Raw genomic sequence first — 24,981 nt, forward strand, 5'->3', positions numbered from 1 at the left:
GTTAGTCGAATTCATGTTAGAAGTTTAGTACTGATTGAAAACCAAACAATTATATATGAAAATGAACGATTTGACAAGATGCGAATGCTTCAAAGTGCTAAGAGTATGGTAATAGTGTATAATTTATTGTGTAATCTCTTTGAGCTTCCCCTAATACTATTATCTATAGCTCCCTATTATCCCGCCAGTCACGCTGAAGGTCAAGTTTGCCCAATATAATAATGAGTTTTACAAGTAATACATAATATGGATTGTGTATTTCTGTAGATTTTCAGGTGGTTTATTACAACTGTTTTAAAAGGTAAGAAGGTACAAATTTTTCTACATGGGTCGATGTCTAGACTTCAGACTTCCTTCCATTAGCCTCGGTCTGGCTGAAAAGGCTTAGTACGCCTTTATCTTCAAGATTACCAGTAGGGAGGGTCCGAACTTAATCCCTTCTACTTATCGGGGCTAAACCGCGCCTTGTGCTTTTCTTAATCTGTTTAGTATTGGAGGTTTGCATTTGTTGGCGATAACGATAGCTATTTTTATCCCGTTTTTGGCTGCTCTACTCGTCCCGTTCATTTATAAGAGGGTGCGCAGTCGCAATATCGGGTGGTTTGTCATGTCCGTTCCACTCGTCCTATTCATATATCTTGCCAGTTTCATTCCCGCGATTGCAGGAGGGAAAACATATATACATACGATTAAATGGATTGATTCTGCTGGGATCAATTTTACGACGTATCTAGATGGTCTCAGTATGATTTTTGGCCTTTTAATTACTGGGGTAGGGAGCCTCGTAATTCTCTATTCCATATATTATTTGTCTGAACGCGAAGCATTAGGGCGTTTTTACGTTTATCTTTTGATGTTCATGGGCTCGATGCTTGGAGTAATATTCTCGGACAACTTAATGGTGCTATATGTTTTTTGGGAATTGACGAGTATTTCGTCGTTTCTTTTAATCGCATTTTGGTACCACCGCAAAAAGTCTAGGTATGGTGCACAAAAATCAATGCTCATCACTGTATCTGGCGGAGTAGGGATGCTTGTTGGTTTTATCATGTTGCATACAATGACTGGGTCGTTCAGTGTGCGCGAAATCATTGCAACAATTGGTCAGTATACAAATGAAAGTTTGTTTTTACCGGCAATGCTACTCGTTTTGCTTGGTGCATTTACGAAGTCAGCCCAGTTTCCATTCCACATCTGGCTACCAGATGCCATGGAAGCGCCGACACCGGTCAGTGCTTATTTACATTCCGCGACAATGGTTAAGGCAGGGATTTACCTTGTCGCACGCTTCACACCTGTATTTGGTGGGGAAGCGGTGTGGTTTTATACAGTTACTGGCGTGGGGATATTTACATTGTTCTGGGGATCCGTCAATGCGGTGCGGCAAACGGATCTGAAGGCATTGCTCGCCTACTCAACAATTAGTCAACTGGGTCTGATCATGAGCCTCTTCGGACTTGGTTCAGCGGCGCTTAACGAAGGCTACAGCGCGGACTCAGTTATTTATACACAGGCGACATTTGCCGCTTTGTTCCATCTTATTAACCATTCAACGTTCAAAGGTGCTCTCTTTATGGTCGTTGGTATTGTCGATCATCAAGTTGGAACGCGAGATATTCGTAGACTTGGCGGACTGATGTCACTCATGCCCGTGACGTTTACAATCGCTGTTATCGGCAGTTTTTCGATGGCAGGATTACCGCCGTTTAACGGTTTCCTTAGTAAGGAAATGTTTTTCGAATCCGTACTGAATGTGCGTAATCTCGACATTTTCGCAATGGGGCCGCTTATGGGAAGCTTATTGCCTGTTGTTGCTTGGATTGCAAGCGTGTTGACATTCGTTTATAGCATGATTATCGTTTTTCAGACATTTCTTGGGAAACATCAACCGGACCGTCTTGATAGAAAAGCATTTGAAGCGCCAGTTGGGATGCTGATTGCTCCGTCGATTCTTGCACTGTTCGTTGTAGGTATTTTCTTCTTCCCGAATGTAGTCGGAAAGTATTTGTTAAAGCCTGCAATGGCTTCGGTTTTACCTCCGTTTGAAGGTGCGGAAGGCCTTGTCCCGCATATAACTGCTTGGCATGGTTTTAATGGAGCTATCATGATGACAATTGGTGTTATCGTAGTGGGCGCATTGCTATACTTCTTCCTTCGTTATTGGCGCGGGGTTTACTCGCTTGCACCTATGCGCTGGAATCTCGATTCTATGTATAACGGCTTGTTGACGCAGGCGGAGAAAGCTTCATCTTTCTTGACTCGGACTTATATGACGGGATACCTCAGGGATTATCTTGCATATATATTTGTTTTTTTCATCCTAACTGTCGGTGGCGGCCTGTTATGGACCGGTGGGTTTTCAATCGATTTTTCTAACGATGCTCCCATCACGGTTAGCGAGTATATCATCATCTTCGTAATGATGGGTGCGAGTATTGCGATCATCTTTGTAAAATCACGTATGACGGCAATCCTGTTAAATGGTGTTCTCGGTTATTCAATTGCTATTCTCTTTGTCGTGTTCCGGGCACCAGATTTGGCTTTGACACAAATTATCGTAGAAACAGTGACGACTGCGTTATTCCTCTTATGTTTCTATTTCTTACCTGAATGGAGCAAGGAGAAATCGACAAGGTCATTAAAAGTTTTCAAAGGCATTATTGCCATTTCGGTAGGAACGGTTGTTACAGTTCTTGCACTCGTCGTACAAGGCAATAAGATGTTCGAGTCGATTTCAGTATACTTTGAAGATGCTTATGAGTTGGCGGGAGGAAAGAATATCGTCAATACGATATTGGGTGACTTCCGGGCATTCGATACGATGCTCGAAGTAGTTGTACTTTTTATCGCCGGTATTGGCGTGTTTACATTGATTAAACTGAAGGCTGGAAAGGGGGACGAGGACGTTGAAGATTAATGATGTCATTTTACAGACAGTAACGAAGATTGTTGTCTTCATCATTTTGACGTTCGGCGTGGAATTGTTCCTTTCCGGTCATAATAATCCGGGAGGTGGATTCATTGGTGGTCTCGTCCTATCTTCCGCGTTCGTTCTTCTCTATTTGGTGTTCGATATCGAAACAGTCCATAAGGGCATCCCATTCGATTTCAAGAAGATTGCAGCGTTTGGTGTATTGCTTGCAGTCGGAACGGGTTTAGGATCAGTTCTATTCGGTGCTTCATTCCTTACACAGACGGCTAGTCATTTCAACTTGCCAGTGTTCGGGGAAACGGAATTAGCGACGGTCGTGCTGTTTGAGGCAGGGGTTGCACTGACTGTTGTCGGTGTTGTTGTAACGATTATTTTAAGTATTAGTGAGGATGTGTAGCTGTTGGAAACGTTAATAACGATACTCGTTGGAGTCCTTGTAACGGTCGCTGTCTACTTGCTGCTATCTAAAAGTCTAGTTCGGGTCATTTTAGGGACGGCAATCCTGTCGCATGCTGTGCATTTGCTATTAATGACGATGGGCGGCTTGAAAAAAGGAGCAGTCCCACTATTAGGTGAAAATGCGGAGAGCTACACGGATGCTCTTCCACAGGCACTTATCCTGACTGCAATAGTGATCAGTTTCGCAGTGACTTCCTTTTTACTGGTGCTTGCATATCGAACATACAAAGAGACTGGGTCGGACAATCTCGCTGCATTGAGAGGGTTCAAAGATGAATAATATTATAGTTATGCCAATGATTATACCTTTATTAACAGGGATTTTACTTGTATTTCTCCGGCCTTATGTGAAAGTTCAACGGGCGTTCAGTCTTGTTTCAATCGTAGCAACCGTAGCGATCAGTGTTTATATTTTGAACATGATTCAGGCGGACGGTATTTTACGGCTCGATTTCGGGGGCTGGTTGCCACCATACGGAATTTCATTTGTCGCAGATTCATTCTCTATGCTACTTGTATTGACGACAGCGATTGTAACAGGAATCCTTCTAATTTATGCGTTCTCGTCGATTGGTCGAGCGCATGAGAATATGTTCTTTTATCCGTTCGTTTTTTTCCTGATTGCGGGCGTTAATGGTTCATTTCTAACGGGTGACTTGTTCAACTTATTCGTCTGTTTTGAAGTTATGCTTCTATCTTCTTATGTGCTCATAACACTTGGAGGCAGGAAAGTTCAACTCGTCGAATCAATTAAATACATAACTATAAATGTACTGTCATCGTGGTTTTTCCTCGTTGGAATCGCGTACTTATATGGTACGGTAGGTACGCTTAATATGGCACATCTATCAGTACGTATTGCAGAAGTCGGGCAAGGGCCGCTGTTGACAGTGATTAGCATTGTCTTCCTCATTGTATTTAGTTTGAAATCTGGACTACTTCTATATTTCTGGTTGCCAGGGTCATACAGTGCACCACCGACAGTAGTTGCGGCTTTGTTCGGTGCTTTGCTTACGAAAGTCGGTATCTATGCAATGTTCCGCGTGTTTACGCTCATTTTTTATCACGAGCCTGGTGTTACACATTTGATGATTGGCATTATGGCGGGAATCACGATGATTGGCGGTAGTATTGGTGCAATCGCCTACAATGATATCCGGAAGATTGTGTCCTATAACGTCGTCATTGCAGTAGGGTTTATACTCGTTGGCCTTGCTGTCTCGACAGAAGTGGCGATTCAAGGGTCTATTTATTATCTTATCCATGACATGATTATTAAAGCTTTGTTATTCCTTATCGCAGGGACGATGATCTACTTAACTGGAACTGCAAGGATTGAAAATATGAGTGGGTTGATTCGCAATTATCCATTACTTGGGTGGCTGTTCTTCATCACAATGCTGTCACTTGCGGGAATTCCGCCGCTTAGCGGGTTCATCGGAAAGGTGTACGTTGGCCAAGGGGCGATTGAGGCGGGTGCGTTCGTCTTGCTTGCAATCGCGTTCCTATCAAGTATTTTCGTTTTGTATTCACTTCTGCGGATTTTCCTAAACTGCTTTTGGGGCGAAACGATTATCAATGAAGATGACGATGTACCGCTTAAAAAAGGGATGCTTATTCCACTCGTCCTGTTTGGTGTACTGACAATTGCGCTGGGAGTTGGAGCAGAGGCACTTGCGCCATACGTTTCAGATGCAGCCCGAACACTGACAAATCCTGATATCTATATAGACGCGGTTTTGAATGACAACCGTTAATCGAAGACAATCCCGTCCAATGACCGAAAAGAAGAGGTGAAGGCTAATGCCAGCCCAGTTACTGTTGAATTTATTTATAGCTCTGCTCTGGATGCTCTTAATCGATGAGGATGAGCTAAAGTTTACGACTTTCTTTGCCGGCTTCCTGGTTGGGATAGGAATCATATTTTTCATGCATAGATTTTTCGGCACGCAATTCTACTTGCGCCGTTTGTATGCAACATTCAAGCTACTTTTCATCTTCATATCCGAATTGACCAAATCGAGCGTAGTTGTATTGAAACAAATACTTAGCCCAAAGCTGAAAATTAAACCGGGTATTTTTAAATATGAAACAGTCTTAGAGAGTGATTCAGAAGTGACGATGCTGTCGTTGCTTTTGACGCTGACCCCGGGGTCTGTCGTCATGGAAGTATCCCCTGAAGGAAATGTCCTGTTTATTCACGCGATGGACGTCGAACAATCTCGCGATGGACTTTTGATGCAACTGCATAACTTTGAAAGAGCAATCATGGAGGTGACCCGCTGATGATTCAAGCAATGCTGACGACTTCGCTCGTATTATTCTCAATAACGATTGCAATAGCTGTCATACGAATCATTCTCGGCCCTTCGATGCCGGACCGCGTTATCGGGCTCGATATGATTGGTGTAAACTTGATTGCTATGATAGCCGTCATTTCAGTGGTGATGAACACGAAAGCATTTTTAGAAGTCATTCTTATTTTGGGAATTCTATCGTTCATCGGTACAATTGCCTTCTCTAAATTCATCGAGAGGGGTGTTATCGTTGAACGTAAACACGATAGGTGAATTCGTAGGCGCTTTTCTGATTTTAACAGGCGGAGTTGCGAGCGTAATCAGTGTCTTTGGATTGCTTCGGCTGCCTGATGTCTACACGAGATCTCATGCTGCGACGAAAAGTTCGACGCTCGCTGTTTTGCTAACCTTGTCAGGTGCTTTTATTTACTTTTTGTTCAGTCAACATTTCGTAAGTGTACGCCTTCTTTTAGGAATTGTGTTCGTCTTTCTAACTGCACCGGTTGCCGGACATTTGATCGTCCGAGCGGCTTACCGGTCGAATGTGAAGTTAGCGGATATTTCTACTGAGGATGAATTATATGAGGTTTTGCATAAGGATAAAATAGAAGAGGATGGGACCGGCCGTTAGTGGCTGTCCTATCCTTTTTTTGTTGAGGGGATTTGGATGGATGATTGGTTGGGGTGTGTTAATGCTCGGTGTCGGGGATATATGATTGGTTGTGCTGTGTTAATGCTCGGTGTCGGGGATATATGATTGGTTGTGCTGTGTTAATGCTCGGTGTCGGGGATATATGATTGGTTGTGCTGCGTTAATGCTCGGTGTCGGAGATATATGATTGGTTGTGCTGTGTTAATGCTCGGTATCGCGGATATATGATTGGTTGTGCTGCGTTAATGCTCGGTATCGCGGATATATGATTGGTGAGATGCGTTAATGCTCGGTGTCGGGGATATATGATCGGTTGTGCTGCGTTAATGCTTGGTATCGCGGATATATGATCGGTTGTGATGCGTTAATGCTCGGTGTCGGGGATATGATTGTTTGTGTTGTGTTAATGCTCGGTGTGAGGGATATATGATTGGTTGTGATGCGTTAATGCTCGGTGTCGGGGATATATGATTGGTTGTGCTGCGTTAATGCTCGGTGTCGGGGATAAATGATTGGTTGTGGTGTGTTAATGCTCGGTGTCGGAGATATATGATTGGTTGTGATGAGTTACCACTTTTGCCCTAAGGTTAGTTTGGAGAAAGAAGGAATATAAATGAAATAGTAGAATACCATTAAGGGAGATAGGGAAGGTGCGTGAAATGGTGAAACAGGGGAAACGGATGGGGAAATGGCCAAAAATTATGTTGTCGGTGTTTGGATCAATTATAGTTTTGGCTATTGTGGTACTACTTATTGTAAATAGTTACATAGCGAAGTCGAAACCGTTTATTGATGGAGAAGTAAGTGTGGAAATTCTAGATGAAGATGTGACAATCGTCCGGGATGAGTTTGGCGTACCGCATATAACGGCGGAATCGGACGCGGATTTGTATAGGACTCAAGGCTATGTGCAAGCTCAAGACCGTTTATTCCAAATGGATATGGCTCGTAGGCAAGCGAGTGGTCGATTATCCGAAGTAGTTGGGGAAGTGGCTGTTGGAACGGATAAGAAGTTCCGTACATTTAGTTTGCGCTCGGCGGCCGAAGCGTCTTATGACGGCTATGGTGAGGAAGGGAAAAAGGTGCTCAGCTGGTATGCGGAAGGAGTCAATGCATTCATTGAGGAGGCGGAGCGAGATGGGAAGTTTCCGTATGAATTCAAGGTCCTGGGCTACACGCCTGAACCATGGACAGAAATCGATTCGCTGACGATAGGTAAGTATATGGCTTATGACCTCGGCGGAAACTGGGATAGTTTAGCGGTCAGGCATTGGGCGTTGAATAATTTCTCGGAAGACTTGGCGCGGGAGTTGTTCACCGTTTATCCGGAAAATGCGTCTTCTATTATTGAGGCTAACATTGCGAATCCGGTCGCTGTGGCTGGTCAGTTCGACCCTGATCTTGTGCCGCCTGAATTCAACGGTAGTAACAACTGGGTCGTGTCGGGGGATAAAACGGCTTCAGGATTACCGCTTCTAGCAGATGATCCGCATCTCGGGCTTGATACGCCGGCGATCTGGTATCAGATGCATTTGCAATCACCTGAACAAAACGTTAGCGGTGTTATTTTTGCAGGGATTCCAGGAATTATTCTTGGGCATAATGACGACGTTGCATGGGGTGTGACGAACGTTGGACCTGACGTACAAGATCTATATATCGAAACTCCGAATCCTGAAGATCGGACACAATTTCTCTATGATGGAGAATGGGAACAGGCTGAGGTAAGAGATGAAACGATTTCTGTAAAAGGCGAGGAGGATGTACCGTTTGAAGTAATGGTTACGCGACATGGCCCGATTATTTCGGACATTCTTTACAAAGATGAAGATCCAGACGCGCTGTTTTCAATGCAATGGACAGCACTGGAACCGACAAAAGAACTCGAAGCGATTATGAAGATGAACAAAGCTTCCGACTGGGAAAGTTTTGAGATGGCTTTGGAAGACTTCCATGCACCAGCACAGAACTTTGTGTTTGCAGCGAATGACGGCACTATTGCTTATAAAGCGAACGGTCGTATTCCTATCAGGAAACAAGGGGATGCGCAATTGCCTGTACCAGGCGACTCTTCCGATTATGGCTGGACGGGCTACATTCCATATGATGAGTTGCCGCGTGTCGTGAATCCTAAAGAAGGGTTCATTGCCACAGCAAATAATCAAATTGTTGACGATTCATATCCTTATCACATTACAAAACTTTGGGCACAGCCTTATCGCTATGAACGAATAGCGGAAGTGCTTCGCGAAGGGGATAATTTCACGGCAGAAGATATGATGAAATTGCAGATGGATCAGAAGAACCTATACGCTCGTGAGTTCTTGGACGATATGATCAGTTCAATTGAAACGAAAGACGCCGCTGTCGGAAAGTACAAAGAGATTGTAAAAATGCTTCGCGAGTGGGATCAATATGATTCTGCAGATGCGGCGGCACCACTTGTCTTTCATAAATGGATGAAACAATTGCCAATTGGCATGCTCAGTGCAACGATGCCTGAGGACGTTTATGAGCTTCTACCGGCGAAAGGGACAATTACCGACAAAATGTTGCGCGACGCTTATGCGGGTGAACCAGGGGCCTGGGTGGAAGAGTATGGCGGTGTTGATAAGTGGGTCTTCGATTCATTTGTAAATTCAATCGAAGAGATTGAAGGATTGTTCGGTGATAAAATCGCGGATTGGCAATGGGGAGATTTCCATCAGTTGGAGTTTCCGCACGCTCTATCAGGCGCATCTCCAATCTTTGAATATTTCTTAAATCCGAAGAAACAGGCAATCGGCGGTTCGAATGTTACAGTCCAGGCTGCAGCATTTCAGGCAGATGGTACTGTAAATCACGGTGCACCTTGGCGCTTTGTTGCCGATTTGTCCGATTTATCGAAAGCGAATCATATTGTAGGACCGGGTCAAAGTGGCCACATAAAATCGCAATGGTTCCACGATCAAGCAGATGACTGGGTGAATGGTAATTACCATGAAACTGTTTTGGATGGGGACATTAAAGATGGATATACGTTGAAGTTAAAAGCGGAGCGCTAATGCGCCCCGTTTTTAATTTGGTGAAACTTTGGAAACGCGGGTAAACCGATGCATTATCTTATCCACCGCTAAGAGCCTCTGTTATTTAACAATCAAAACCGGTGCTGTCACACGTTTTGCTACTTTATGACTCACACTGCCTAGCACCATTTCCTGAAAAGTATTCAGGCCACGGCTACCGAGAACGACAAGATCGAATTCACCACTATTGGCAAAATTAACGATGATTGGTCCAGGGTCACCGTGTTTTATGACAAGCTTAAAGGGGATTTGAAACTGCTCGAAAGCCTCCTCGATGGGCATGAGTCGCTTCTTGCGATCGATATGGAGATCATCACTGCTGGCATTATCAAGTACATCTGAACGTGTTCGGTCAAACTCAAGGATATAAAGGATTTCAACGACCACTCCTTGGCATAACGAGGCGAGTTGAGCGGCATGTTTGGCTGCGCGGTGCGAGTTTACTGAGCCGTCGACCGCGACTAGTATTCGGTTATACATCGGAATCCCTACTTTCGTATGTCTGACATGTAAAGTTACATTGTTAGTAAGTATAAGTGTTCTACACCTATCTGTTAAACCCTTCTTTTGAGTAATTAATTAAACGGGAAATATACATTCAAAGCACCGTTTGATTAGCCTTGCAATTGCAAGAGGAATTACATATACTAAAGTTAATCAAACAACCATTTGAATGAGGTGTAAATATGACGGTAAAAGAAGTTTGTGAAGTGACAACGGTTCATGAAGAAGTAGTGAATCGGGTACAGAAGGCGCTCCCTGATGTGGGTGCGGCTGTCGCAATATTTAAAGCGTTGGCGGATGAAACCAGATTAAAAATTGCTTTTTCGCTGACACTAGAAGAAGAAATGTGTGTATGTGACGTTGCGGCAGTGATTGGTTCTTCCGTTGCGACGGCTTCCCATCACTTACGTTATTTGCGTGAACAAGCACTTGCTAAATCAAGGAGAAAAGGGAAGATGGTTTACTATTCGCTCGCAGACGATCACGTCCACCAACTTGTGAAAGTCGCACACGAGCATACGATAGAGGGTGTTGAGCATGGCAACGGTTGAGAAAAAAGAATATAGGTTGGAGAATCTAACATGTGCCAGTTGTGCGATGAAGTTTGAAAAAAACGTTAAAAACCTGCCTTCTATTGAGGATGTACAAGTGAATTTTGGCGCATCAAAATTAGCGTTTAGTGGCAGCGCGACGATTGAAGACCTCGAAGCAGCAGGTGCATTTGATGGCATTAAAGTTGTCCCACTTCAGAATAAGAAGATTGAGCCGAAAACGTCTTTCTTTAAACGGAAAGAGAATCTCGTTACACTTTTTTCGTTGCTATTCTTACTAATAGGGATGTATGTGTCATTTCGTTACGCTGAAACACATCCTGCAGCGATCGCTCTATTTGCAATTGCCATTGTAATTGGTGGAACAAGCATATTCAAAACAGGATTGCGAAATTTGGTCCGTTTCGAATTCGATATGAAAACGCTGATGACGATTGCCATTATTGGTGCTGCAATTATTGGGGAATGGCGTGAAGGTGCGGTTGTCGTCTTCCTGTTTGCGGTTAGTGAAGCGTTAGAAGCCTATTCAATGAATAAAGCACGACAGTCCATCCGACAATTGATGGATATTGCACCGCCTTCCGCCCTCGTAAAACGAGGGGAAACGTTTATGGAACTTCCGACAGAAGATATCATCGTCGGCGATATTCTAATCGTAAAACCAGGTCAGAAAATCGCTATGGACGGCGCTGTTCTAACGGGTTCATCTACGGTCAATCAAGCAGCGATTACAGGGGAATCCATCCCTGTCCAAAAAAAATCTGGTGATAATGTATTCGCGGGCACGCTTAATGAAGAGGGTGCACTTGAAGTAACGGTTACAAAGCTTGTCGGCGATACAACAATTGCGAAGATCATCCATCTCGTAGAAGATGCGCAAGCAGAAAAAGCACCATCTCAAAAGTTCGTTGATAAATTCGCGAAATACTACACACCTGCAATCATCGTGATTGCAATTCTTGTGGCCATAATACCACCATTACTCGGTGGCGATTGGAACGCGTGGATCTACCAAGGTCTTGCTGTACTCGTCGTCGGTTGTCCATGTGCACTTGTTGTCTCTACACCAGTTGCGATTGTCACAGCGATTGGTAACGCGGCACGTCAAGGCGTGCTGATTAAAGGCGGTATCCACCTCGAAGAAACAGGAAGACTTGACGTTATTGCGTTCGATAAAACCGGAACGTTAACGAAAGGGTATCCGGAAGTAACGGATTTCATCGTAGGTAAAGAAATCGCTCAAGAGCAATTATTAAGTGCAATCGCAGCAGTCGAGTCAATGTCACAGCATCCGCTTGCAAAAGCGGTTGTCGATTACGCGCATCAACATGGTGCGCAGAAAGTCGTTGTGTCCAATTTTCAATCGGTTACCGGAAAAGGCGCTTATGCTGAAATTGATGGCATGACGACTTATATTGGTAGCCTAAGCTGGGCACAAGAACTTTCTTCATTGCCAGAAGACATATTACAGCAAGCGGCATCCCTTCAACGACAAGGAAAGTCTGTCATGGCGATTGTCACGGGTACTGATTTTAGCGGACTGCTAGCCGTGGCGGATCCCATACGTGCGGAAAGTCGTGACGTCCTTGAACAACTGAAAAGTATAGGTATCCGTCATACAGTCATGCTGACAGGCGATCACCAAGTAACGGCAGAAGCAATTGCTGCTGAGCTCGGTGTTACGGATGTACGCGCCGGACTAATGCCGGAAGACAAATTAACAGCGATTAAACAATTAAGTGACGAATATGGCCGTGTTGCCATGGTTGGTGATGGCATCAATGACGCGCCTGCCTTAGCTGCAGCTTCAGTTGGTATAGCAATGGGGGGAGCGGGAACGGACGCTGCATTGGAAACAGCAGATATTGCACTAATGGCAGATGATTTAGGGAAATTACCTTATACAATGAAATTAAGCCGAAAAACATTGCGAATCATCAAAGAAAACATTATGTTTGCATTAGGCTTAAAAATTATAGCATTGCTTCTTATCATTCCCGGTTGGCTGACATTATGGATTGCCATCTTCGCGGATATGGGTGCCACGCTACTCGTTGTGCTGAACTCGTTGCGGTTGCTACGCGTTCATAAGTAAGTAGTTTCTATACGGAGGCGAATTCTAATGTATTTACAAGAGTGGACAATGGAAGAGCAGGAGCAACTTATTCATTTCATGACAACTAATACGTGGCCTTACCACGGTAACTCTGATCCGGGACGTCATTTGATTGAAAAAACAATCGAAGAGGGCGGCTATGAGTCGGATGAAGTGAAAACGTTTTGGGTGGAAAATGACGCCGGAGAAAAAGTAGGAATCGTAAAAATTTACGACTTGCAAGATGAAATTCCGTTGTTCGATTTACGTATTGCAGATATGTCGAGGGGATATGGCTACGGCCCGAAGGCTCTTCGACTTGTCGCGGAATATGTATTCGGATTGCCAGGCAAGAAAATTCGTCTCGAAGGTCATACGAGACAAGATAATCTTGCGATGCGAAAAACGTTCGAACGTGCAGGCTTTGTCAAGGAAGCACATCTTCGGAAAGCTTGGTTTTCGCCTAAAGAACATTCCTATTATGATGCAGTGACCTATGGTATTACGCGGGAAGATTTCATGGCGGGAACGACAACGCCTGTGATTTGGGAAGACGGAGAGAAGTCACGAGGTTCTGCGGCATCCCCTCGTATCCCGGATTTCGCGGAGTCATTCGAATCAGAACGGCTTGTCATTCGGGCTCCTGAACTTGGCGATGCAACAGATGCTTGGAATGCGATTAGGGCTTCATTACCTGCGCTTCGCAAGTGGATGCCATGGGCGCAACCGGAACCGGAGCTGCATATGACAGAAGAAAGCTTGCGAAAAGCAGTTGCAAATTTCATCACAAGACAAGACCTGCGCTTCCATGTTTACCATAAAGAAACCGGGAAGTTTGTCGGTTCATCGGGACTACATCGAATCGATTGGTCGATTCCGAAATTCGAGATTGGCTACTGGCTAGCTACAGAATTTGAAGGCCAGGGCTATATGACCGAAGCCGTTAAACATATTGAAAAATTTGCCTTCGAAAAGCTTGGAGCGCGCAGAGTGGAAATTCGTTGTGATGAAGAAAACATGAAAAGTCGTAGCGTCGCAGAACGTGCAGGGTTCACCCTCGAAGGGATTTTGAAACAAGATTCCTTATCACCCGATGGTAATGTTTTACGAAATACATGTATCTATGCGAAAATAGACTAAAGAAATGCGGAAGGCGCCGTCTAGCTCCGAAAAGCGCTGGAGGTCTTGCAGAAAAAGGCGTACTTTGCCTTTATCTGCAAGACTGAAGCGACTCGAGGGGCTGGCGCCTGTAGCTAGACAAGAAAAGCGTAAGCGGCCCGCATAGACGCGACAGGCATAAGACGGACCGGCGACGCGGTGTTCTTTACCCGGGAAGGATGCACTTCAATCCTTCCTAGCTGGTCTGGCTTATGACCCGAGCGTCTGGCCGCTGAAGCTAGACACTAAAAAAGGGATGCCGACTAATGTCGACATCCCTTTCGTTACACGCTTCGTTTTCCGGAAATAAGATTGAAAATAAATGCAATAACTGCGATGACTAGAAGAATGTGAATTAGTCCTCCGCCAATCTTGAATACGAGGCCTAACAACCAAAACACGAATAATGCTACAATGAGTAACCATATAATTCGACCCATGTGAATCCCCCCTTTACTGATGTATTCTATCTTTACCCCCGCCAATTAAAAGTTAAACTAGGGACGTTTGAAAAGTAGTGATTGGGAATGAGACTGGGTATACATACTGGAGGCGGTACAGTTGGCAACACCAGGTATGGAAGATTATCTTGAACAGATTTATTTGCATATCGAAGCGAAAGGCGTTGCACGTGTATCGGATGTAGCTGAATCCTTGGCAGTTCTCCCTTCATCCGTTACAAAAATGGCTCAGCGTCTCGATAAGGAAGGCTATATTGTCTATGAACGCTACAAAGGTCTCGAATTGACGGGAAAAGGGTTTTCGTTTGGAAAAAAACTTGTTCGACGTCATGATCTCCTTGAACAGTTTCTTCGCATTATTGGAGTCGATGAAGAAAATATTTATGGGGACGTGGAAGGAATTGAACATCACCTAAGCTGGAATGCGATGGATCGAATAACTGATCTGGTCGAAGCGATGGGACAAGACGAAGAATTTGTTAGAAAATTACGTGTAATGGATCAGGAGAAAGAGGTAGATAAATAATGGAACAACTAAAATCAGGTTATGCGGTGGAGTTAGAAGTGTTGGAGCAAGACGGTTCAAGATGGATATTGGGTGGCGATAGCGAACAAGAACATATTATGTTGAATGCATCTGATGCAGACGAAAACATTCAAGAAGGAGATAAAGTAAAAGTTTTCCTTTACATGAATAGACGCGGAGAGCTTTCTGCGACGATGCAGATTCCACACATGACAGCTGAGACATTTGGCTGGGCACGTGTAATACGTGTGGATGACCATGAAGGTGTTTATGTTGATATCGGTTCTTCAATCGAAGTGCTTGTGAATAAAAATGATATGCCTAAAGTGCGGGCTCTATGGCCGAAGGTAGACGATGCGTTGTATATGACGCTTCGAATGGATTTGGGCGGTACTATTTTCGGCCGACTTGCTACAGAAGAACGCGTATTAGAACAAATCATTGAAGCGCCTACTTCCGTCTTTAACATGGACTTGAAGGCAAGAGCGTATCGCTTGTTACCAGTTGGTTCGTTTATGCTTAGCATTCCTGAAAATTACCGTATTTTCATCCACAATACAGAACAGGAACGTGAACCTCGTCTCGGCCAAGAAATGACTGTCCGTATTATTGGTGTCCGTGAAGATGGAACAGTGAACGGATCGATGTTGCCTCGTAAAGAGGAGCGTCAGGGAGACGATGCTGAAAAAATCCTTCGTTATTTGAATGAAGCTAAGGGACGTATGCCCTTCACGGATAAATCAACACCTGACGAGATAAAAGAAATGTTCAATATGAGTAAAGCATCATTCAAACGTGCACTTGGTAAACTCATGAAAGAAGGCAGAATTGAACAGAATGATGGATGGACATTGTTGAAATAATACCGAAGTTCGGGAACCTTTATCAACCGGGAATCGTATTAATTCCTAGAAAGAGGGGGAATCAACATGAAACGTCTACTGACAATAATGATGGCGGCTGTACTGGTAATCGGAATCACGGTTCCGGCGACCGTACATGCAGAAGATCCAGTCATCAATGAAAAACTAGGTGTACCAATCGTTGTTTACGGTGCAGATTTATCAGACGCAGAAAAAGAAAGTGTGAAGAATAGTTTGGGCGTTGCACAAGAAGCGGAAGTGGAAGAAATATCCGTTGATGGCAGTGACCTTGTGAAATATATTAAAGATGGCAATGGCAAGGCACGTATGTATTCTTCAGCTAAAATCACGAGGCAGGAAGAAGGCAAAGGGCTTGTCATCACGATTGTTACACAGGATAATATTACACAGGTGACACCAGAAATCTATGCAACGGCAATGTTAACGGCCGGAATCGAAGACGCAATTGTCGAGGTAGCCTCACCGAAAAAAGTGACGGGCCATTCCGCGTTAGTTGGAATATACAAAGCCTATGAAGTGACTGGTGAGAAACTTGATACAGAGCGGACTGATGTCGCAAATGATGAATTGAATCTTGCGACGAAGTTTGCGAAAGAACCCGGTGTCGATAGTGACAAAGTAGCCGAGCTTCTAACGGAAATTAAAAAGCAAATCGCAGAGAAAAATCCGGCGACAAAAGAAGAGGTTGAGAAAATTGTCACAGAGCAAATGAAAAAGCTTAATATTAATTTAAGTGATGCGGATCGGCAATTGCTCATAGACTTAATGGACAGAATTAGAAATTTAGATATCGATTTCAATAAATTATCTGAGCAATTATCGGATATGACATCGAAAATAAAAGAAACACTCGGTGATATTGATCCTGGCTTTTGGGAAAGTGTGAAGGAGTTCTTTGCAAACCTTTTCGAATCCGTTCAGTCTTGGTTTAAGTAATCGGGAAGTAAAATGTTGTATTATGAAGGAGAATTTATAGAAAAGGGGTAGTTTAGATGGAATTCGAATTTGTTGAATTGGGCGGGGATGCATTCGCGTTCCGTTATGAACAAAATGGAGCGATGCTTGCAGAAATTACATGGACAATTCTTGGGGATGTGATGGTGATGGATCATACATTCGTTTCACCTGAACTCCGAGGACAAGGCGTTGCAAAAAAAATACTGGACCGTGCAGCGAGTTATGCGCGTGAACAAGAGTTAAAAATGGAGCCTGTCTGCTCGTATGTTGTAACAGCTTTTGAACGCTACAAAGATTATGATGATGTAAAAGTGTGAAAAATAATAAAAGGCAATCCATTTAGTTATAAAACTAAGGATTGCCTTTTATATTTCACGCGGTAAAATTCGATTCATTCAAATCCCTCACAATAAAGTAATTAAGTACACTATACTAGTTAATACAGTAGCGCCGGCGACAGTATACATCATGTCGGCTTGACTGAAAATCAGTTTCTTCTCCATTTGTATCGTCCCCTTTCCTAATTTGGGCTATGATGCCTGCATATATACAGAATACCCGTACACTATTTAATGAAACATCTTTGTCATGTTATTGTTTGAAAAAGTGAAACCTATCCTTCAGTTGAACGTATAATCATATATAGAGATTAAGAGAGAGGTGTATTTCATGAGCCGTACAGCGGAAAAAGTATTATCGATTTTAAGTGTCGTCTTGACGGCAATAGGTGTTTTTGTCAGTTTCGCAGCACTGGCTTTATTTAACTATTTGAAATCGGACACGTTGATTAAAGAAGAGTTCGAAGCTGAAATACTGTTGGCAGATCCGACATTAACGCCTGATCAAATCGAAATTATCTATGGAGTATTTGGAATCGTAGGTGGGTTTATGTGGTTAATTATCATCAGCTTAATTGTCAGCTTGATTTTGACGGTAATTGGAATCGTGAACATCTGGAACAATAAAAATCCTAAGCTTGCCGGGATTATGTTCATTATCGCCGGTTTGACTGCTGGGATTATTTCATTGACTTCGATTCTTCTATACATTGTGGGCATCCTTTGTTTTACAAAGAAACCACCACTTATAAATGAATCACAGTTTGTGGATGATAAGTATGATGGAACAATGAGACCTTTATAATAATGTGAAAAAACACTTTCCTCCAATTGGGGGAAAGTGTTTTTTTTAGTGTAAGGCAAGTGCTGGGGAATGAATACAAAATACATATTGGGCTGTTACTACAGGGTAGCCCTCGAAATATTCTTCAAAGACATCAAGTAACTCAAAGCCTTGTTTCTCATAAAAGGCTCGTCCCACGGTATTGCGTTCGTCTACATAAACAAATAATTTCTGTGCGTCTGAAAGTAACGACAGAGAGTATTCAACTAACTTTTTACCATAGCCCATTTTCTGATGCGATGGTAAAATATACATAGCAGTCAATTCAGAATCGCCATCTTCATCTTTTTTCGTGAAACTGGAAAAACCGATAGGAATACCTTCACATTCGGCTACTAGCACATACGTTTTCTCCATGCGCTTCAGTAGCATCGCTTCTGAGTAGGAGCGATTGATAAATTTCTTTTGGATTTCTGCTGGAATAATATCTTTATAGGTTTCGTTCCAAGTCTTAAAAACAATCTGTTGAACGTGCATACTATCCATGGCAGTCATTAGTCGGATCATTGCACTGTCACCTCTGCATTTCTTTTTGTAATCATAACAAATAACTTGGATGAAAACTACCAATGTAATGAAAATGATATATATGGGAGAGATGCTGGATGAAGTGGACTTATAACGAATTTGGGGAATTAAGCGGTCATGAAGTATATGAAATGTTGAAGTTACGTGTTGATGTATTCATCGTGGAGCAAAATTGTGCGTATCATGAAGTTGATGGTCATGATTACGATGCGATTCATATATTCTGTAGCGATGAGGAAGGACTGACCGCCTATGCACGGCTTCTTCCGGCTAGTGTGAAGTATTTGGAGCCATCCATTGGTCGGGTCATCATCAGAGAGGACAAAAGGGGCACAGGGCTTGCACATATTCTTATGGAACGAAGCGTTGACTTTACCAAGAAACATTGGAAACCTGAAAAGATTCGATTGCAGGCTCAGCAACATCTTGTTGGATTTTATGAGAAGCATGGATTTAATGCGATTTCGGAGCCTTATGAAGATGGTGGAATTCCGCATGTGGATATGATTTTATCAAACGTATGAAAATGAAAGTTTCTAAACTGGCAGATGAGGGTATACTCTCTATACAATACTTTTTTCATTAAATCTGGGAGGAATGATTTGAATGGGTCGTAAACGAAATAATAATTTATTACTTGCAACGATGGCGGCGGGGGCTTATGCCTACTTCAGTAAAAAAGAAAATAGGGATAAGGCACAAGTGGCTTTTAGTAATATGAAAACAAAAGTTGATTCATTCATCGAATCACAAAAGTTGAATAGATCTTCCGAAACTAAAGTCGGACATTCGGATCCATATGATCTTCAAGATAACAAAATGGTAAGTGAAGGTGCTCAAACGAGTGTCCACTATTATAACCAAGAAATTGAAGATGATGTGAAGATGACCCCTGAAACAGATGGACTCTACCATAAAAAAGAACAAAACGAATTAGGCGCGGAACAATCCATCAAATAAAAATGTAGTACGATACCAAAAACACTTCCTACATGGAAGTGTTTTTTTTATTAAATTATGTTAGGGATTCTTGCATTTTGGTATTGAGGGAAGAATGAAAAATATATACGACAGGCAACAACCCAGAAGCTCCTCCAGGATTCTACTCGTGAAGACGGAACAGAATGAAATTTATGAAGTACATACGAAAATTTTGTGCTCTGGAAGAATCTCAATACTACCTATGTTTTCCTGAAAATAAAATTCCTGATATATCTGAACGATTCTATTTTGTAATCAAAGTTATTTCACACGCATAGATAAAAAATAAACCGGTCAAACACCTAGGCAATTCCGAAGAGATCTGACAGGAGATTATTTTCGTTACTCCATTACTGGGGAAGAAAAAATTTTCCGAACGGTCAATCGTTGTAATTTGAGGACTAGGTAAGGTATACTTTTTAATAGTTTGAAATAGTGAAGGTGAATCTAATGAAGAAGAAAATTGGATTAGTTACGATGTTAATGACCACTGCCGTTTTTCTAAGCGGTTGTGCAGGCATCGAGAACAAAGAAGGTACATTTTATAATCTTTTCGTTAAGCCGATGGATTGGTTACTGCATTTTTTCAGTGATTTCTTCAATGGGAATTACGGCCTGTCGATTATACTCATTACGGTATTAATCCGGTTGGTCCTAATGCCGCTTATGCTGAAAAACTATAAGTCGCAACAGAATATGAAAGTTAAAATGGATGCGCTCCGCCCTGAGATGGAAGACATTCAAAAGCGTTTGAAAGAAGCAAAAGAAAAAGAACAAAAAGATGAGCAAGTGAAGCTTCAGCAAGAAATGATGGGACTTTATTCGAAGCATGGTGTCAATCCACTTAATATGGGTTGTCTTCCGTTAGTCATCCAGATGCCAATCATCATGGGTCTCTACTTTGCTATCCTCAATTCTACTGAAGTACAAACACATGAGTTTCTTTGGTTTAATCTCGGAGAGCCGGATATGATTATGATGGTTCTTGCTGGTGCAGTTTACTTCGTCCAAGCACGTGTATCACTATGGACAATGCCGGAGCAGCAGAAGAAACAGATGAAAGCATTTATTTACTTATCGCCAGTTATGATTATGTTCATTTCATTCAAGGCGATGGCAGCACTACCCCTTTACTGGGCAGTTGGGGGACTTCTCCTTATCTTCCAAACGTACTTAGGCCGCAAGTTCTATTACAAGCATCCTGAACTGGTTGTAGAAGATGCTGAAGAGGTTATAAATGCTGAAGAAGTAAAAGAAGTAAAAGAAGTAAAAGAAGTAAAAGAAGTAAAAGAAGTAAAAGAAGTAAAAGAAGTAAAAGAAGTAAAAGAAGTAAAAAAGATAGACACTAAAGACGATAAATGAAAGTAGGCTGGAGAGAAATCTTCGGCCTTTTTTCTGGTCAGATTACAGGAATCAGATAATGGTCAACATATGTAGATTACAAGACATAGGAGGTTATCGATGTGCAGACTAAATGGTTATTTGGAATCGGGATTGTAGCAGCCGCATTAGCTTCGGTCTATTTCATCATCAAGCTCGACTTGAACAACGCTGTTTTGTCGATGGTGGCTCTGTTTTCATTGACGAATGGGGCTCGGGCGAAATCATTTCGTGAGCAGGGTATGGTACGCGAGTCGAAATGGATGTTATGGATGTCTATTTTTTTCGGAGGCGCTTTTGTAGTGTTGCTCATATTTAATATTGTTAGGTAAGTTGAACATATGATTAATTATATATGTTGAATGAGTGATTCTATATAATCTCCAGCGAAGGCGTCCCCTAGCGTTGTTGGTAGGATTCTTTATTTCAACACATATAGGTAAAGAAAAGACGCTTACCGGGAACTGAAATTTCCGGTAAGCGTCTATTCTATTAATAGGCATATTTCTTTCTAGTCATCAGCACGATGATGATAGCTGGAATAGAACAAATAATCATACCGAGAAATGCGAGCCGTGGTGAAACGTCATATAAGTAACCACCTAAAAATGTCAGGATTGCGGTGCTCAGGCTCATCGCGAATGCTGCATACATTCCTTGTGCTGTAGCAAGTTGATCATGGGGCAGTTTTTGAGAAATGAATTTTATGAACGCAAAATGGGCTACACCAAACGACAAGGCATGGAGTATTTGAGTGCCGATGAAAACAGATATGTATGGAAACAAAGCAATAAGTATCCATCTTACCGTGGATCCGATTCCTGCTATGAGAAACATCGTGGAGACTTTAAGGTTTGCAAGCAATCGATCAGCACGTGTAAAAAACAATATTTCAAATAACACTGCTATATTCAAGATAATCCCGATATAAAGACCATTAACACCAAGATTATCTAAGAAAATGAATCCGAAGTTATAATAGGACGCATGCGCCCCTTGTAAAAGGATGGCGAGTAGCAAGATAATTGCAAATTCTTTGGACGTCAAGAGCGATTTGAAATTGATGGCTTGTTTAGTAGTGTCGTCATGAACTGGATTTAATTGTAAAGCTTTTGGTGCTGGTCGCATGAAAAATAATGTTAAGATAGTTAACCCAACAATCATTATGTAAAGGATTGCTTGCTCAGTCCAAATAGCTGTAGCTGCTCCGATTAATAACAAAGCAATAGTGTAGCCAATTGATCCGAACGATCGGCTCTTTCCGTAATGAATTCCTTCTATCTGCATTAAAATAGACGCGCCGCTTTCGACGGCAGGCAATATCATCGGATAGATTGCACTGAATAGAACGGTAATAATAAGAAGTACGATGAAAGGTGAGTCTGGTAAATAGAGGAGCGTTAAAATAAGTGCTGTAAGTGAAATCCATTTCATCACACGGATCATGGATATTTTTCGAGTCAGATACGGGAAGATAAGGAATGTGGATAACGATCGTGCAATCATTCCAGCACCCATAATAAAACTTGCTGCTGTTACGGATAAACCTTTTTCAATTGTTAGCCAGCCAGTCCAATAGGGAAGAAATACGCCCCAAGTAAAGAAAAAAGCGAAAAAACTCATCGAAAGCCATCTTTGGTTCTTCATCCTATCGCTCCCTTGCAAACTATTCAATAATCGTGAAATTAAATGATAGCATACGCAGACCACAAAGAAAAATGATGGTAGACTATACATATATATTGAGAAGGTAGGCTTATTGATGAAACGAAAAAACAACTATACCAATAAGAAAAAAAAGGGTAAAGCTTTAACAATCACTTTAATTATTTCCGGCTTCATTATGACAGGACTCCTAATTGGACTTGGAATGAATGACTGGGATGTAGAAAAAAGTATTAAAAAAGGGCAGGAAGTCATTGGTATGTCTGTTGCAAATGGGGATGAGGACGCAGCCCACGAAACAGAACCAACCGAACTCCCTGACCTTGTAGAGCAACCCGATGCTGATGAAACGAAAGAAGAGGACGAACCCGGGAAAGTGCAGGAGGTTACGCCTGAATCTCCATCCAAACCAACAAAAAACAACGGTGCAGGATCTGGTACTGAAGTAAAGCCGAATCCAGCGATTGACAACGGAGGATATATCGAAGGTCAGACGCTTCCTAAAGAACCGAAGTTTGTAAAAGGGATTTTACTCGCCAATAAAAAGTATCCGCTTCCGGCAACATACGCACCTGGAGAAGACAAAAAAGCGCGTGGGGCATTTGAAAGAATGGCGGCAGAAGCGAAACTTACAGGTTTTAATCTCAATGCATTCAGCACCTATCGCTCATTTGAATACCAGACGACACTTTACGAGAGATATGTTGCTCGTGATGGTGAGAAAGCGGCCGATACCTACAGTGCACGCCCGGGTTATTCTGAACATCAAACAGGGCTGGCATTCGATATTGGTGAAGTGAATTTCGAACAGCACTTTGCTTCATCATCATTTGGGGAAACAGAAGCAGGAAAATGGGTGGCAGCAAACGCTCACCGATTCGGCTTCGTTATGCGCTATCCAGTGGGGAAAGAACAGATTACAGGATATATGCATGAATCTTGGCATTTCCGTTATGTTGGTCTTGAAATTGCGGACGAAATTTTCAAGAAAAATCTTACGTTAGAAGAATATTTAGGGGTCCAATAAACACATAAGTGACTCATATTTTCATAGAACAAAAGGGACGTACCGTTTTAGCGGTGCGTCCCTTTTGTTCTATGAAAAGAAAGTATTTAGGTCGGTATTTAGACTCCAGCCATCTTGCGCTTTTCTTAGTGTCTAGCTTCAGGCGCCAGCCGCTCGACTTATGCCTGTCGCGTCTAGCGGGCGTATTAAGCTTTTCTTATATCATAAAATTGGTGAAAGTAGTCTTGAAACTGATTCTTTTAATTTAATGAGACGAGAACGTTCCAAATACATTTCATAGGTTAATTCAGTCGATAATTGCATATCCTGTTCGAAAAGCTCAGCTAATTCATGTGATTTTTCACGATCATAAATGAAGGCGTTGACTTCAAAATTCAATTTGAAGCTGCGGACATCGATATTGGCAGTTCCGACGGTTGAAAGCTCATCATCAACGACGATTTGCTTGGTATGCAGGAAGCCATTTTCATAAATATAAACTTTTGCTCCTGCTTTTAATAATTTACCAACATTTGAATAGGTTGCCCAGTATACAAACATATGGTCAGGCTTGTTCGGAATCATTATCCGCACATCGATTCCAGAGAGACATGCAATGCGTAGCGCGTCCAAGAAGCTGATATCTGGGATGAAATAAGGCGTTTGAATATAAATATATTTCTTCGCTATGAAAATCATTTTCAAATAACCGTCTTTAATCTGTTCCCATTCTGAGTCGGGTCCACTCGACACAATCTGCATCCCGACGGAACCTTTACGAGGGATAGCAGGGAAGAAGTGCTCTGCATATTCGATATCATTTTTTTCAGATGCTTGGTTCCAGTCCAATATAAACCTCGTCTGAAGCGGGTGTACCGCACTTCCTTCAATCCGCAGATGTGTATCGCGCCAATAGCCAAACTTCTTGTTCAGCCCCAAGTACTCATCGCCTACGTTGAATCCACCAACATAACCAATTCGCCCGTCGATAACAACGATTTTACGATGGTTCCTGAAATTCATTCGAGGATTGATAAGCGGCATAGTAGCTGGGAAAAACGCTTCAACATCTCCTCCGTTATCAATCAGTTCCTTCAAGTGTCTCTTGCGAAGCCCTCGTGAACCGATATCATCGAAGAGTACACGCACTTTTACGCCTTGCTTCGCTTTTCGTATTAAAACGTTTAGTATCCTAGTCCCCAGGGTATCCAATTTGAAAATGTAAGTTTGAAAATGAATATGATCCTTTGCTTGCTCGAGGTCATGGATAAGTGCATCAAATTTAGCTGCGCCATCGTTGAAAACCTGAACGTCATTGTCTTGCGTCAAGACAGCGTGGTTATTTCTAAGATGAAGGTAAATCATATCCTTGTAGTGAGCTGTATCATCTAGCCTAAATTCGAGGGTATCTTCTTCTATTGCTTCAATTTGATAATCAATCAATTGATCGATACCAATTTTACTCCGTCCTTCCCACCGGAAAAGGTGTTTTTCCCTCAGTTGCCTGCCGAGTAAAAGGTAAATAAAGAAACCGAAAAATGGAATGAAAAATATGACGAGGAGCCATGCCCAAGTTGAGGTTGGGTCTCTTCTTTCTAGAAAGATAAGGGCAATCGCAAGAAATATATTCAAAATAAAAACTGCCGTAACCGAGATGCTGATTAGTTGAGTCATAAGCGGCCTCCTTTACATATAATG

Annotated in this window: 25 protein-coding genes and 1 pseudogene; 21 read left to right on the forward strand and 5 right to left on the reverse strand. The window is 42.4% G+C overall.

Translation table 11 applies throughout. The annotated features are described in order from the left end of the window. Window positions 1-505: 505 nt before the first annotated feature. From ACGLYD_RS21680 to ACGLYD_RS21715, 8 genes are all read left to right on the forward strand, one after another. Window positions 506-2,917, forward strand: a complete 2,412-nt coding sequence (locus ACGLYD_RS21680) for a Na+/H+ antiporter subunit A (protein WP_197485357.1) — start codon at window positions 506-508, stop codon at window positions 2,915-2,917. Further along, window positions 2,907-3,329: a Na(+)/H(+) antiporter subunit B gene (locus ACGLYD_RS21685; RefSeq protein WP_067205198.1), complete on the forward strand. Its 423-nt coding sequence runs from the start codon at window positions 2,907-2,909 to the stop codon at window positions 3,327-3,329. The genes ACGLYD_RS21680 and ACGLYD_RS21685 overlap by 11 nt, the downstream gene beginning before the upstream one ends. 3 nt (window positions 3,330-3,332) lie before the next feature. Further along, window positions 3,333-3,671, forward strand: coding sequence for a Na(+)/H(+) antiporter subunit C (locus ACGLYD_RS21690; RefSeq protein ID WP_067205202.1), 339 nt, complete (start codon window positions 3,333-3,335; stop codon window positions 3,669-3,671). Beyond that, window positions 3,664-5,148, forward strand: coding sequence for a Na+/H+ antiporter subunit D (locus ACGLYD_RS21695; RefSeq protein WP_067205205.1), 1,485 nt, complete (start codon window positions 3,664-3,666; stop codon window positions 5,146-5,148). Before ACGLYD_RS21690 ends, ACGLYD_RS21695 begins: the two co-directional genes overlap by 8 nt. 46 nt (window positions 5,149-5,194) lie before the next feature. Beyond that, window positions 5,195-5,677, forward strand: coding sequence for a Na+/H+ antiporter subunit E (locus ACGLYD_RS21700; RefSeq protein ID WP_067205208.1), 483 nt, complete (start codon window positions 5,195-5,197; stop codon window positions 5,675-5,677). Continuing rightward, complete coding sequence (locus ACGLYD_RS21705; protein WP_067205211.1) at window positions 5,677-5,961, forward strand: Na(+)/H(+) antiporter subunit F1; 285 nt, start codon at window positions 5,677-5,679, stop codon at window positions 5,959-5,961. The genes ACGLYD_RS21700 and ACGLYD_RS21705 overlap by 1 nt, the downstream gene beginning before the upstream one ends. Continuing rightward, complete coding sequence (locus ACGLYD_RS21710) at window positions 5,939-6,319, forward strand: Na+/H+ antiporter subunit G (protein ID WP_067205214.1); 381 nt, start codon at window positions 5,939-5,941, stop codon at window positions 6,317-6,319. Before ACGLYD_RS21705 ends, ACGLYD_RS21710 begins: the two co-directional genes overlap by 23 nt. 680 nt (window positions 6,320-6,999) lie before the next feature. Then, the gene (locus ACGLYD_RS21715) at window positions 7,000-9,384 is read left to right on the forward strand and encodes a penicillin acylase family protein (RefSeq protein ID WP_399633334.1); all 2,385 of its coding nucleotides are present in this window, start codon (window positions 7,000-7,002) and stop codon (window positions 9,382-9,384) included. 81 nt (window positions 9,385-9,465) lie between these two features. Here the strand turns inward: ACGLYD_RS21715 and ACGLYD_RS21720 are convergent, their stop codons facing one another. Further along, entirely contained in the window at window positions 9,466-9,885 is a 420-nt protein-coding gene (locus ACGLYD_RS21720; protein WP_340766378.1) for a universal stress protein, read from the reverse strand. Window positions 9,886-10,091: 206 nt separating this feature from the next. Here ACGLYD_RS21720 and ACGLYD_RS21725 point away from each other — a divergent pair, with 206 nt between their 5' ends. Genes ACGLYD_RS21725 through ACGLYD_RS21735 form a run of 3 tightly spaced genes read left to right on the forward strand, consistent with a single transcriptional unit; the run spans window position 10,092 to window position 13,695 of the window. Further along, window positions 10,092-10,460: a metalloregulator ArsR/SmtB family transcription factor gene (locus tag ACGLYD_RS21725; RefSeq protein ID WP_067205220.1), complete on the forward strand. Its 369-nt coding sequence runs from the start codon at window positions 10,092-10,094 to the stop codon at window positions 10,458-10,460. Next, window positions 10,447-12,555 (forward strand): heavy metal translocating P-type ATPase, encoded by a 2,109-nt coding sequence (locus ACGLYD_RS21730; RefSeq protein ID WP_399630517.1) that lies wholly within the window; start codon window positions 10,447-10,449, stop codon window positions 12,553-12,555. The genes ACGLYD_RS21725 and ACGLYD_RS21730 overlap by 14 nt, the downstream gene beginning before the upstream one ends. A 27-nt stretch (window positions 12,556-12,582) precedes the next feature. Beyond that, entirely contained in the window at window positions 12,583-13,695 is a 1,113-nt protein-coding gene (locus ACGLYD_RS21735) for a GNAT family N-acetyltransferase (RefSeq protein WP_067205225.1), read from the forward strand. 302 nt (window positions 13,696-13,997) lie between these two features. Here the strand turns inward: ACGLYD_RS21735 and ACGLYD_RS21740 are convergent, their stop codons facing one another. Then, on the reverse strand, window positions 13,998-14,153 hold the full coding sequence (locus tag ACGLYD_RS21740) for a lmo0937 family membrane protein (protein WP_370569949.1): 156 nt from the start codon (window positions 14,151-14,153) through the stop codon (window positions 13,998-14,000). Between the two features lie 121 nt (window positions 14,154-14,274). On the opposite strand from ACGLYD_RS21740, the gene mntR reads away from it, so the two are divergent. The 5 genes from mntR to ACGLYD_RS21765 all read left to right on the forward strand — a co-directional run bounded on the left by mntR (window position 14,275) and on the right by ACGLYD_RS21765 (window position 17,684). Continuing rightward, window positions 14,275-14,700 carry a transcriptional regulator MntR gene (gene mntR, locus ACGLYD_RS21745; RefSeq protein WP_067205228.1) on the forward strand — a complete coding sequence of 142 codons (426 nt, stop codon included), beginning with the start codon at window positions 14,275-14,277 and terminating at the stop codon, window positions 14,698-14,700. Further along, the gene (locus ACGLYD_RS21750; RefSeq protein WP_067205231.1) at window positions 14,700-15,563 is read left to right on the forward strand and encodes a S1 RNA-binding domain-containing protein; all 864 of its coding nucleotides are present in this window, start codon (window positions 14,700-14,702) and stop codon (window positions 15,561-15,563) included. Before mntR ends, ACGLYD_RS21750 begins: the two co-directional genes overlap by 1 nt. 66 nt (window positions 15,564-15,629) lie before the next feature. Then, window positions 15,630-16,520 carry a DUF1002 domain-containing protein gene (locus ACGLYD_RS21755; RefSeq protein WP_187046540.1) on the forward strand — a complete coding sequence of 297 codons (891 nt, stop codon included), beginning with the start codon at window positions 15,630-15,632 and terminating at the stop codon, window positions 16,518-16,520. A 56-nt stretch (window positions 16,521-16,576) separates the two neighbouring features. Continuing rightward, on the forward strand, window positions 16,577-16,858 hold the full coding sequence (locus tag ACGLYD_RS21760; RefSeq protein WP_067205236.1) for a GNAT family N-acetyltransferase: 282 nt from the start codon (window positions 16,577-16,579) through the stop codon (window positions 16,856-16,858). Window positions 16,859-17,210: 352 nt separating this feature from the next. After that, window positions 17,211-17,684, forward strand: coding sequence for a DUF4064 domain-containing protein (locus ACGLYD_RS21765; protein ID WP_399630522.1), 474 nt, complete (start codon window positions 17,211-17,213; stop codon window positions 17,682-17,684). A gap of 45 nt (window positions 17,685-17,729) precedes the next feature. Here ACGLYD_RS21765 and ACGLYD_RS21770 read toward each other — a convergent pair whose 3' ends face one another. Beyond that, the gene (locus ACGLYD_RS21770) at window positions 17,730-18,230 is read right to left on the reverse strand and encodes a GNAT family N-acetyltransferase (RefSeq protein WP_340741338.1); all 501 of its coding nucleotides are present in this window, start codon (window positions 18,228-18,230) and stop codon (window positions 17,730-17,732) included. A 98-nt stretch (window positions 18,231-18,328) separates the two neighbouring features. Between ACGLYD_RS21770 and ACGLYD_RS21775 the strand changes: the two genes are divergently transcribed. From ACGLYD_RS21775 to ACGLYD_RS21790, 4 genes and pseudogenes are all read left to right on the forward strand, one after another. Next, window positions 18,329-18,775: a GNAT family N-acetyltransferase gene (locus ACGLYD_RS21775; protein WP_399630525.1), complete on the forward strand. Its 447-nt coding sequence runs from the start codon at window positions 18,329-18,331 to the stop codon at window positions 18,773-18,775. Window positions 18,776-18,857: 82 nt separating this feature from the next. Next, entirely contained in the window at window positions 18,858-19,211 is a 354-nt protein-coding gene (locus tag ACGLYD_RS21780) for a hypothetical protein (protein WP_187046544.1), read from the forward strand. A 471-nt stretch (window positions 19,212-19,682) separates the two neighbouring features. Then, a pseudogene (yidC, locus tag ACGLYD_RS21785) lies at window positions 19,683-20,450 on the forward strand (membrane protein insertase YidC); the annotation flags it as partial. Window positions 20,451-20,695: 245 nt separating this feature from the next. Continuing rightward, a complete protein-coding gene (locus tag ACGLYD_RS21790) occupies window positions 20,696-20,944 on the forward strand; it encodes a hypothetical protein (RefSeq protein ID WP_067205252.1) in 249 nt (82 codons plus the stop codon). Window positions 20,945-21,104: 160 nt separating this feature from the next. On the opposite strand, the gene ACGLYD_RS21795 is transcribed toward ACGLYD_RS21790, so the two are convergent. Continuing rightward, window positions 21,105-22,259, reverse strand: a complete 1,155-nt coding sequence (locus ACGLYD_RS21795) for an MFS transporter (RefSeq protein WP_067205255.1) — start codon at window positions 22,257-22,259, stop codon at window positions 21,105-21,107. A gap of 115 nt (window positions 22,260-22,374) precedes the next feature. Here ACGLYD_RS21795 and ACGLYD_RS21800 point away from each other — a divergent pair, with 115 nt between their 5' ends. Continuing rightward, window positions 22,375-23,304, forward strand: coding sequence for a D-alanyl-D-alanine carboxypeptidase family protein (locus ACGLYD_RS21800; protein WP_399633337.1), 930 nt, complete (start codon window positions 22,375-22,377; stop codon window positions 23,302-23,304). Window positions 23,305-23,505: 201 nt separating this feature from the next. Here ACGLYD_RS21800 and cls read toward each other — a convergent pair whose 3' ends face one another. Next, a complete protein-coding gene (gene cls / locus ACGLYD_RS21805; RefSeq protein WP_067205257.1) occupies window positions 23,506-24,957 on the reverse strand; it encodes a cardiolipin synthase in 1,452 nt (483 codons plus the stop codon). Between the last annotated feature and the right edge of the window lie 24 nt (window positions 24,958-24,981).

The sequence above is a fragment of the Sporosarcina sp. SG10008 genome, from assembly GCF_044569405.1.
Classification (GTDB): Bacteria; Bacillota; Bacilli; order Bacillales_A; family Planococcaceae; genus Sporosarcina; species Sporosarcina psychrophila.

What these genes read in the sequence shown, in the direction of transcription:
- ACGLYD_RS21695 (WP_067205205.1), top strand. Translation starts at nt 3,664, where the DNA reads ATGAATAATATTATAGTTATGCCAATGATTATACCTTTATTAACAGGG.
- ACGLYD_RS21700 (WP_067205208.1), top strand. Translation starts at nt 5,195, where the DNA reads ATGCCAGCCCAGTTACTGTTGAATTTATTTATAGCTCTGCTCTGGATG.
- ACGLYD_RS21705 (WP_067205211.1), top strand. Translation starts at nt 5,677, where the DNA reads ATGATTCAAGCAATGCTGACGACTTCGCTCGTATTATTCTCAATAACG.
- ACGLYD_RS21715 (WP_399633334.1), top strand. Translation starts at nt 7,000, where the DNA reads ATGGTGAAACAGGGGAAACGGATGGGGAAATGGCCAAAAATTATGTTG.
- ACGLYD_RS21720 (WP_340766378.1), bottom strand. Translation starts at nt 9,885, where the DNA reads ATGTATAACCGAATACTAGTCGCGGTCGACGGCTCAGTAAACTCGCAC.
- ACGLYD_RS21725 (WP_067205220.1), top strand. Translation starts at nt 10,092, where the DNA reads ATGACGGTAAAAGAAGTTTGTGAAGTGACAACGGTTCATGAAGAAGTA.
- ACGLYD_RS21730 (WP_399630517.1), top strand. Translation starts at nt 10,447, where the DNA reads ATGGCAACGGTTGAGAAAAAAGAATATAGGTTGGAGAATCTAACATGT.
- ACGLYD_RS21735 (WP_067205225.1), top strand. Translation starts at nt 12,583, where the DNA reads ATGTATTTACAAGAGTGGACAATGGAAGAGCAGGAGCAACTTATTCAT.
- ACGLYD_RS21740 (WP_370569949.1), bottom strand. Translation starts at nt 14,153, where the DNA reads ATGGGTCGAATTATATGGTTACTCATTGTAGCATTATTCGTGTTTTGG.
- ACGLYD_RS21750 (WP_067205231.1), top strand. Translation starts at nt 14,700, where the DNA reads ATGGAACAACTAAAATCAGGTTATGCGGTGGAGTTAGAAGTGTTGGAG.
- ACGLYD_RS21755 (WP_187046540.1), top strand. Translation starts at nt 15,630, where the DNA reads ATGAAACGTCTACTGACAATAATGATGGCGGCTGTACTGGTAATCGGA.
- ACGLYD_RS21760 (WP_067205236.1), top strand. Translation starts at nt 16,577, where the DNA reads ATGGAATTCGAATTTGTTGAATTGGGCGGGGATGCATTCGCGTTCCGT.
- ACGLYD_RS21765 (WP_399630522.1), top strand. Translation starts at nt 17,211, where the DNA reads ATGAGCCGTACAGCGGAAAAAGTATTATCGATTTTAAGTGTCGTCTTG.
- ACGLYD_RS21770 (WP_340741338.1), bottom strand. Translation starts at nt 18,230, where the DNA reads ATGATCCGACTAATGACTGCCATGGATAGTATGCACGTTCAACAGATT.
- ACGLYD_RS21775 (WP_399630525.1), top strand. Translation starts at nt 18,329, where the DNA reads ATGAAGTGGACTTATAACGAATTTGGGGAATTAAGCGGTCATGAAGTA.
- ACGLYD_RS21780 (WP_187046544.1), top strand. Translation starts at nt 18,858, where the DNA reads ATGGGTCGTAAACGAAATAATAATTTATTACTTGCAACGATGGCGGCG.
- ACGLYD_RS21795 (WP_067205255.1), bottom strand. Translation starts at nt 22,259, where the DNA reads ATGAAGAACCAAAGATGGCTTTCGATGAGTTTTTTCGCTTTTTTCTTT.
- ACGLYD_RS21800 (WP_399633337.1), top strand. Translation starts at nt 22,375, where the DNA reads ATGAAACGAAAAAACAACTATACCAATAAGAAAAAAAAGGGTAAAGCT.
- cls (WP_067205257.1), bottom strand. Translation starts at nt 24,957, where the DNA reads ATGACTCAACTAATCAGCATCTCGGTTACGGCAGTTTTTATTTTGAAT.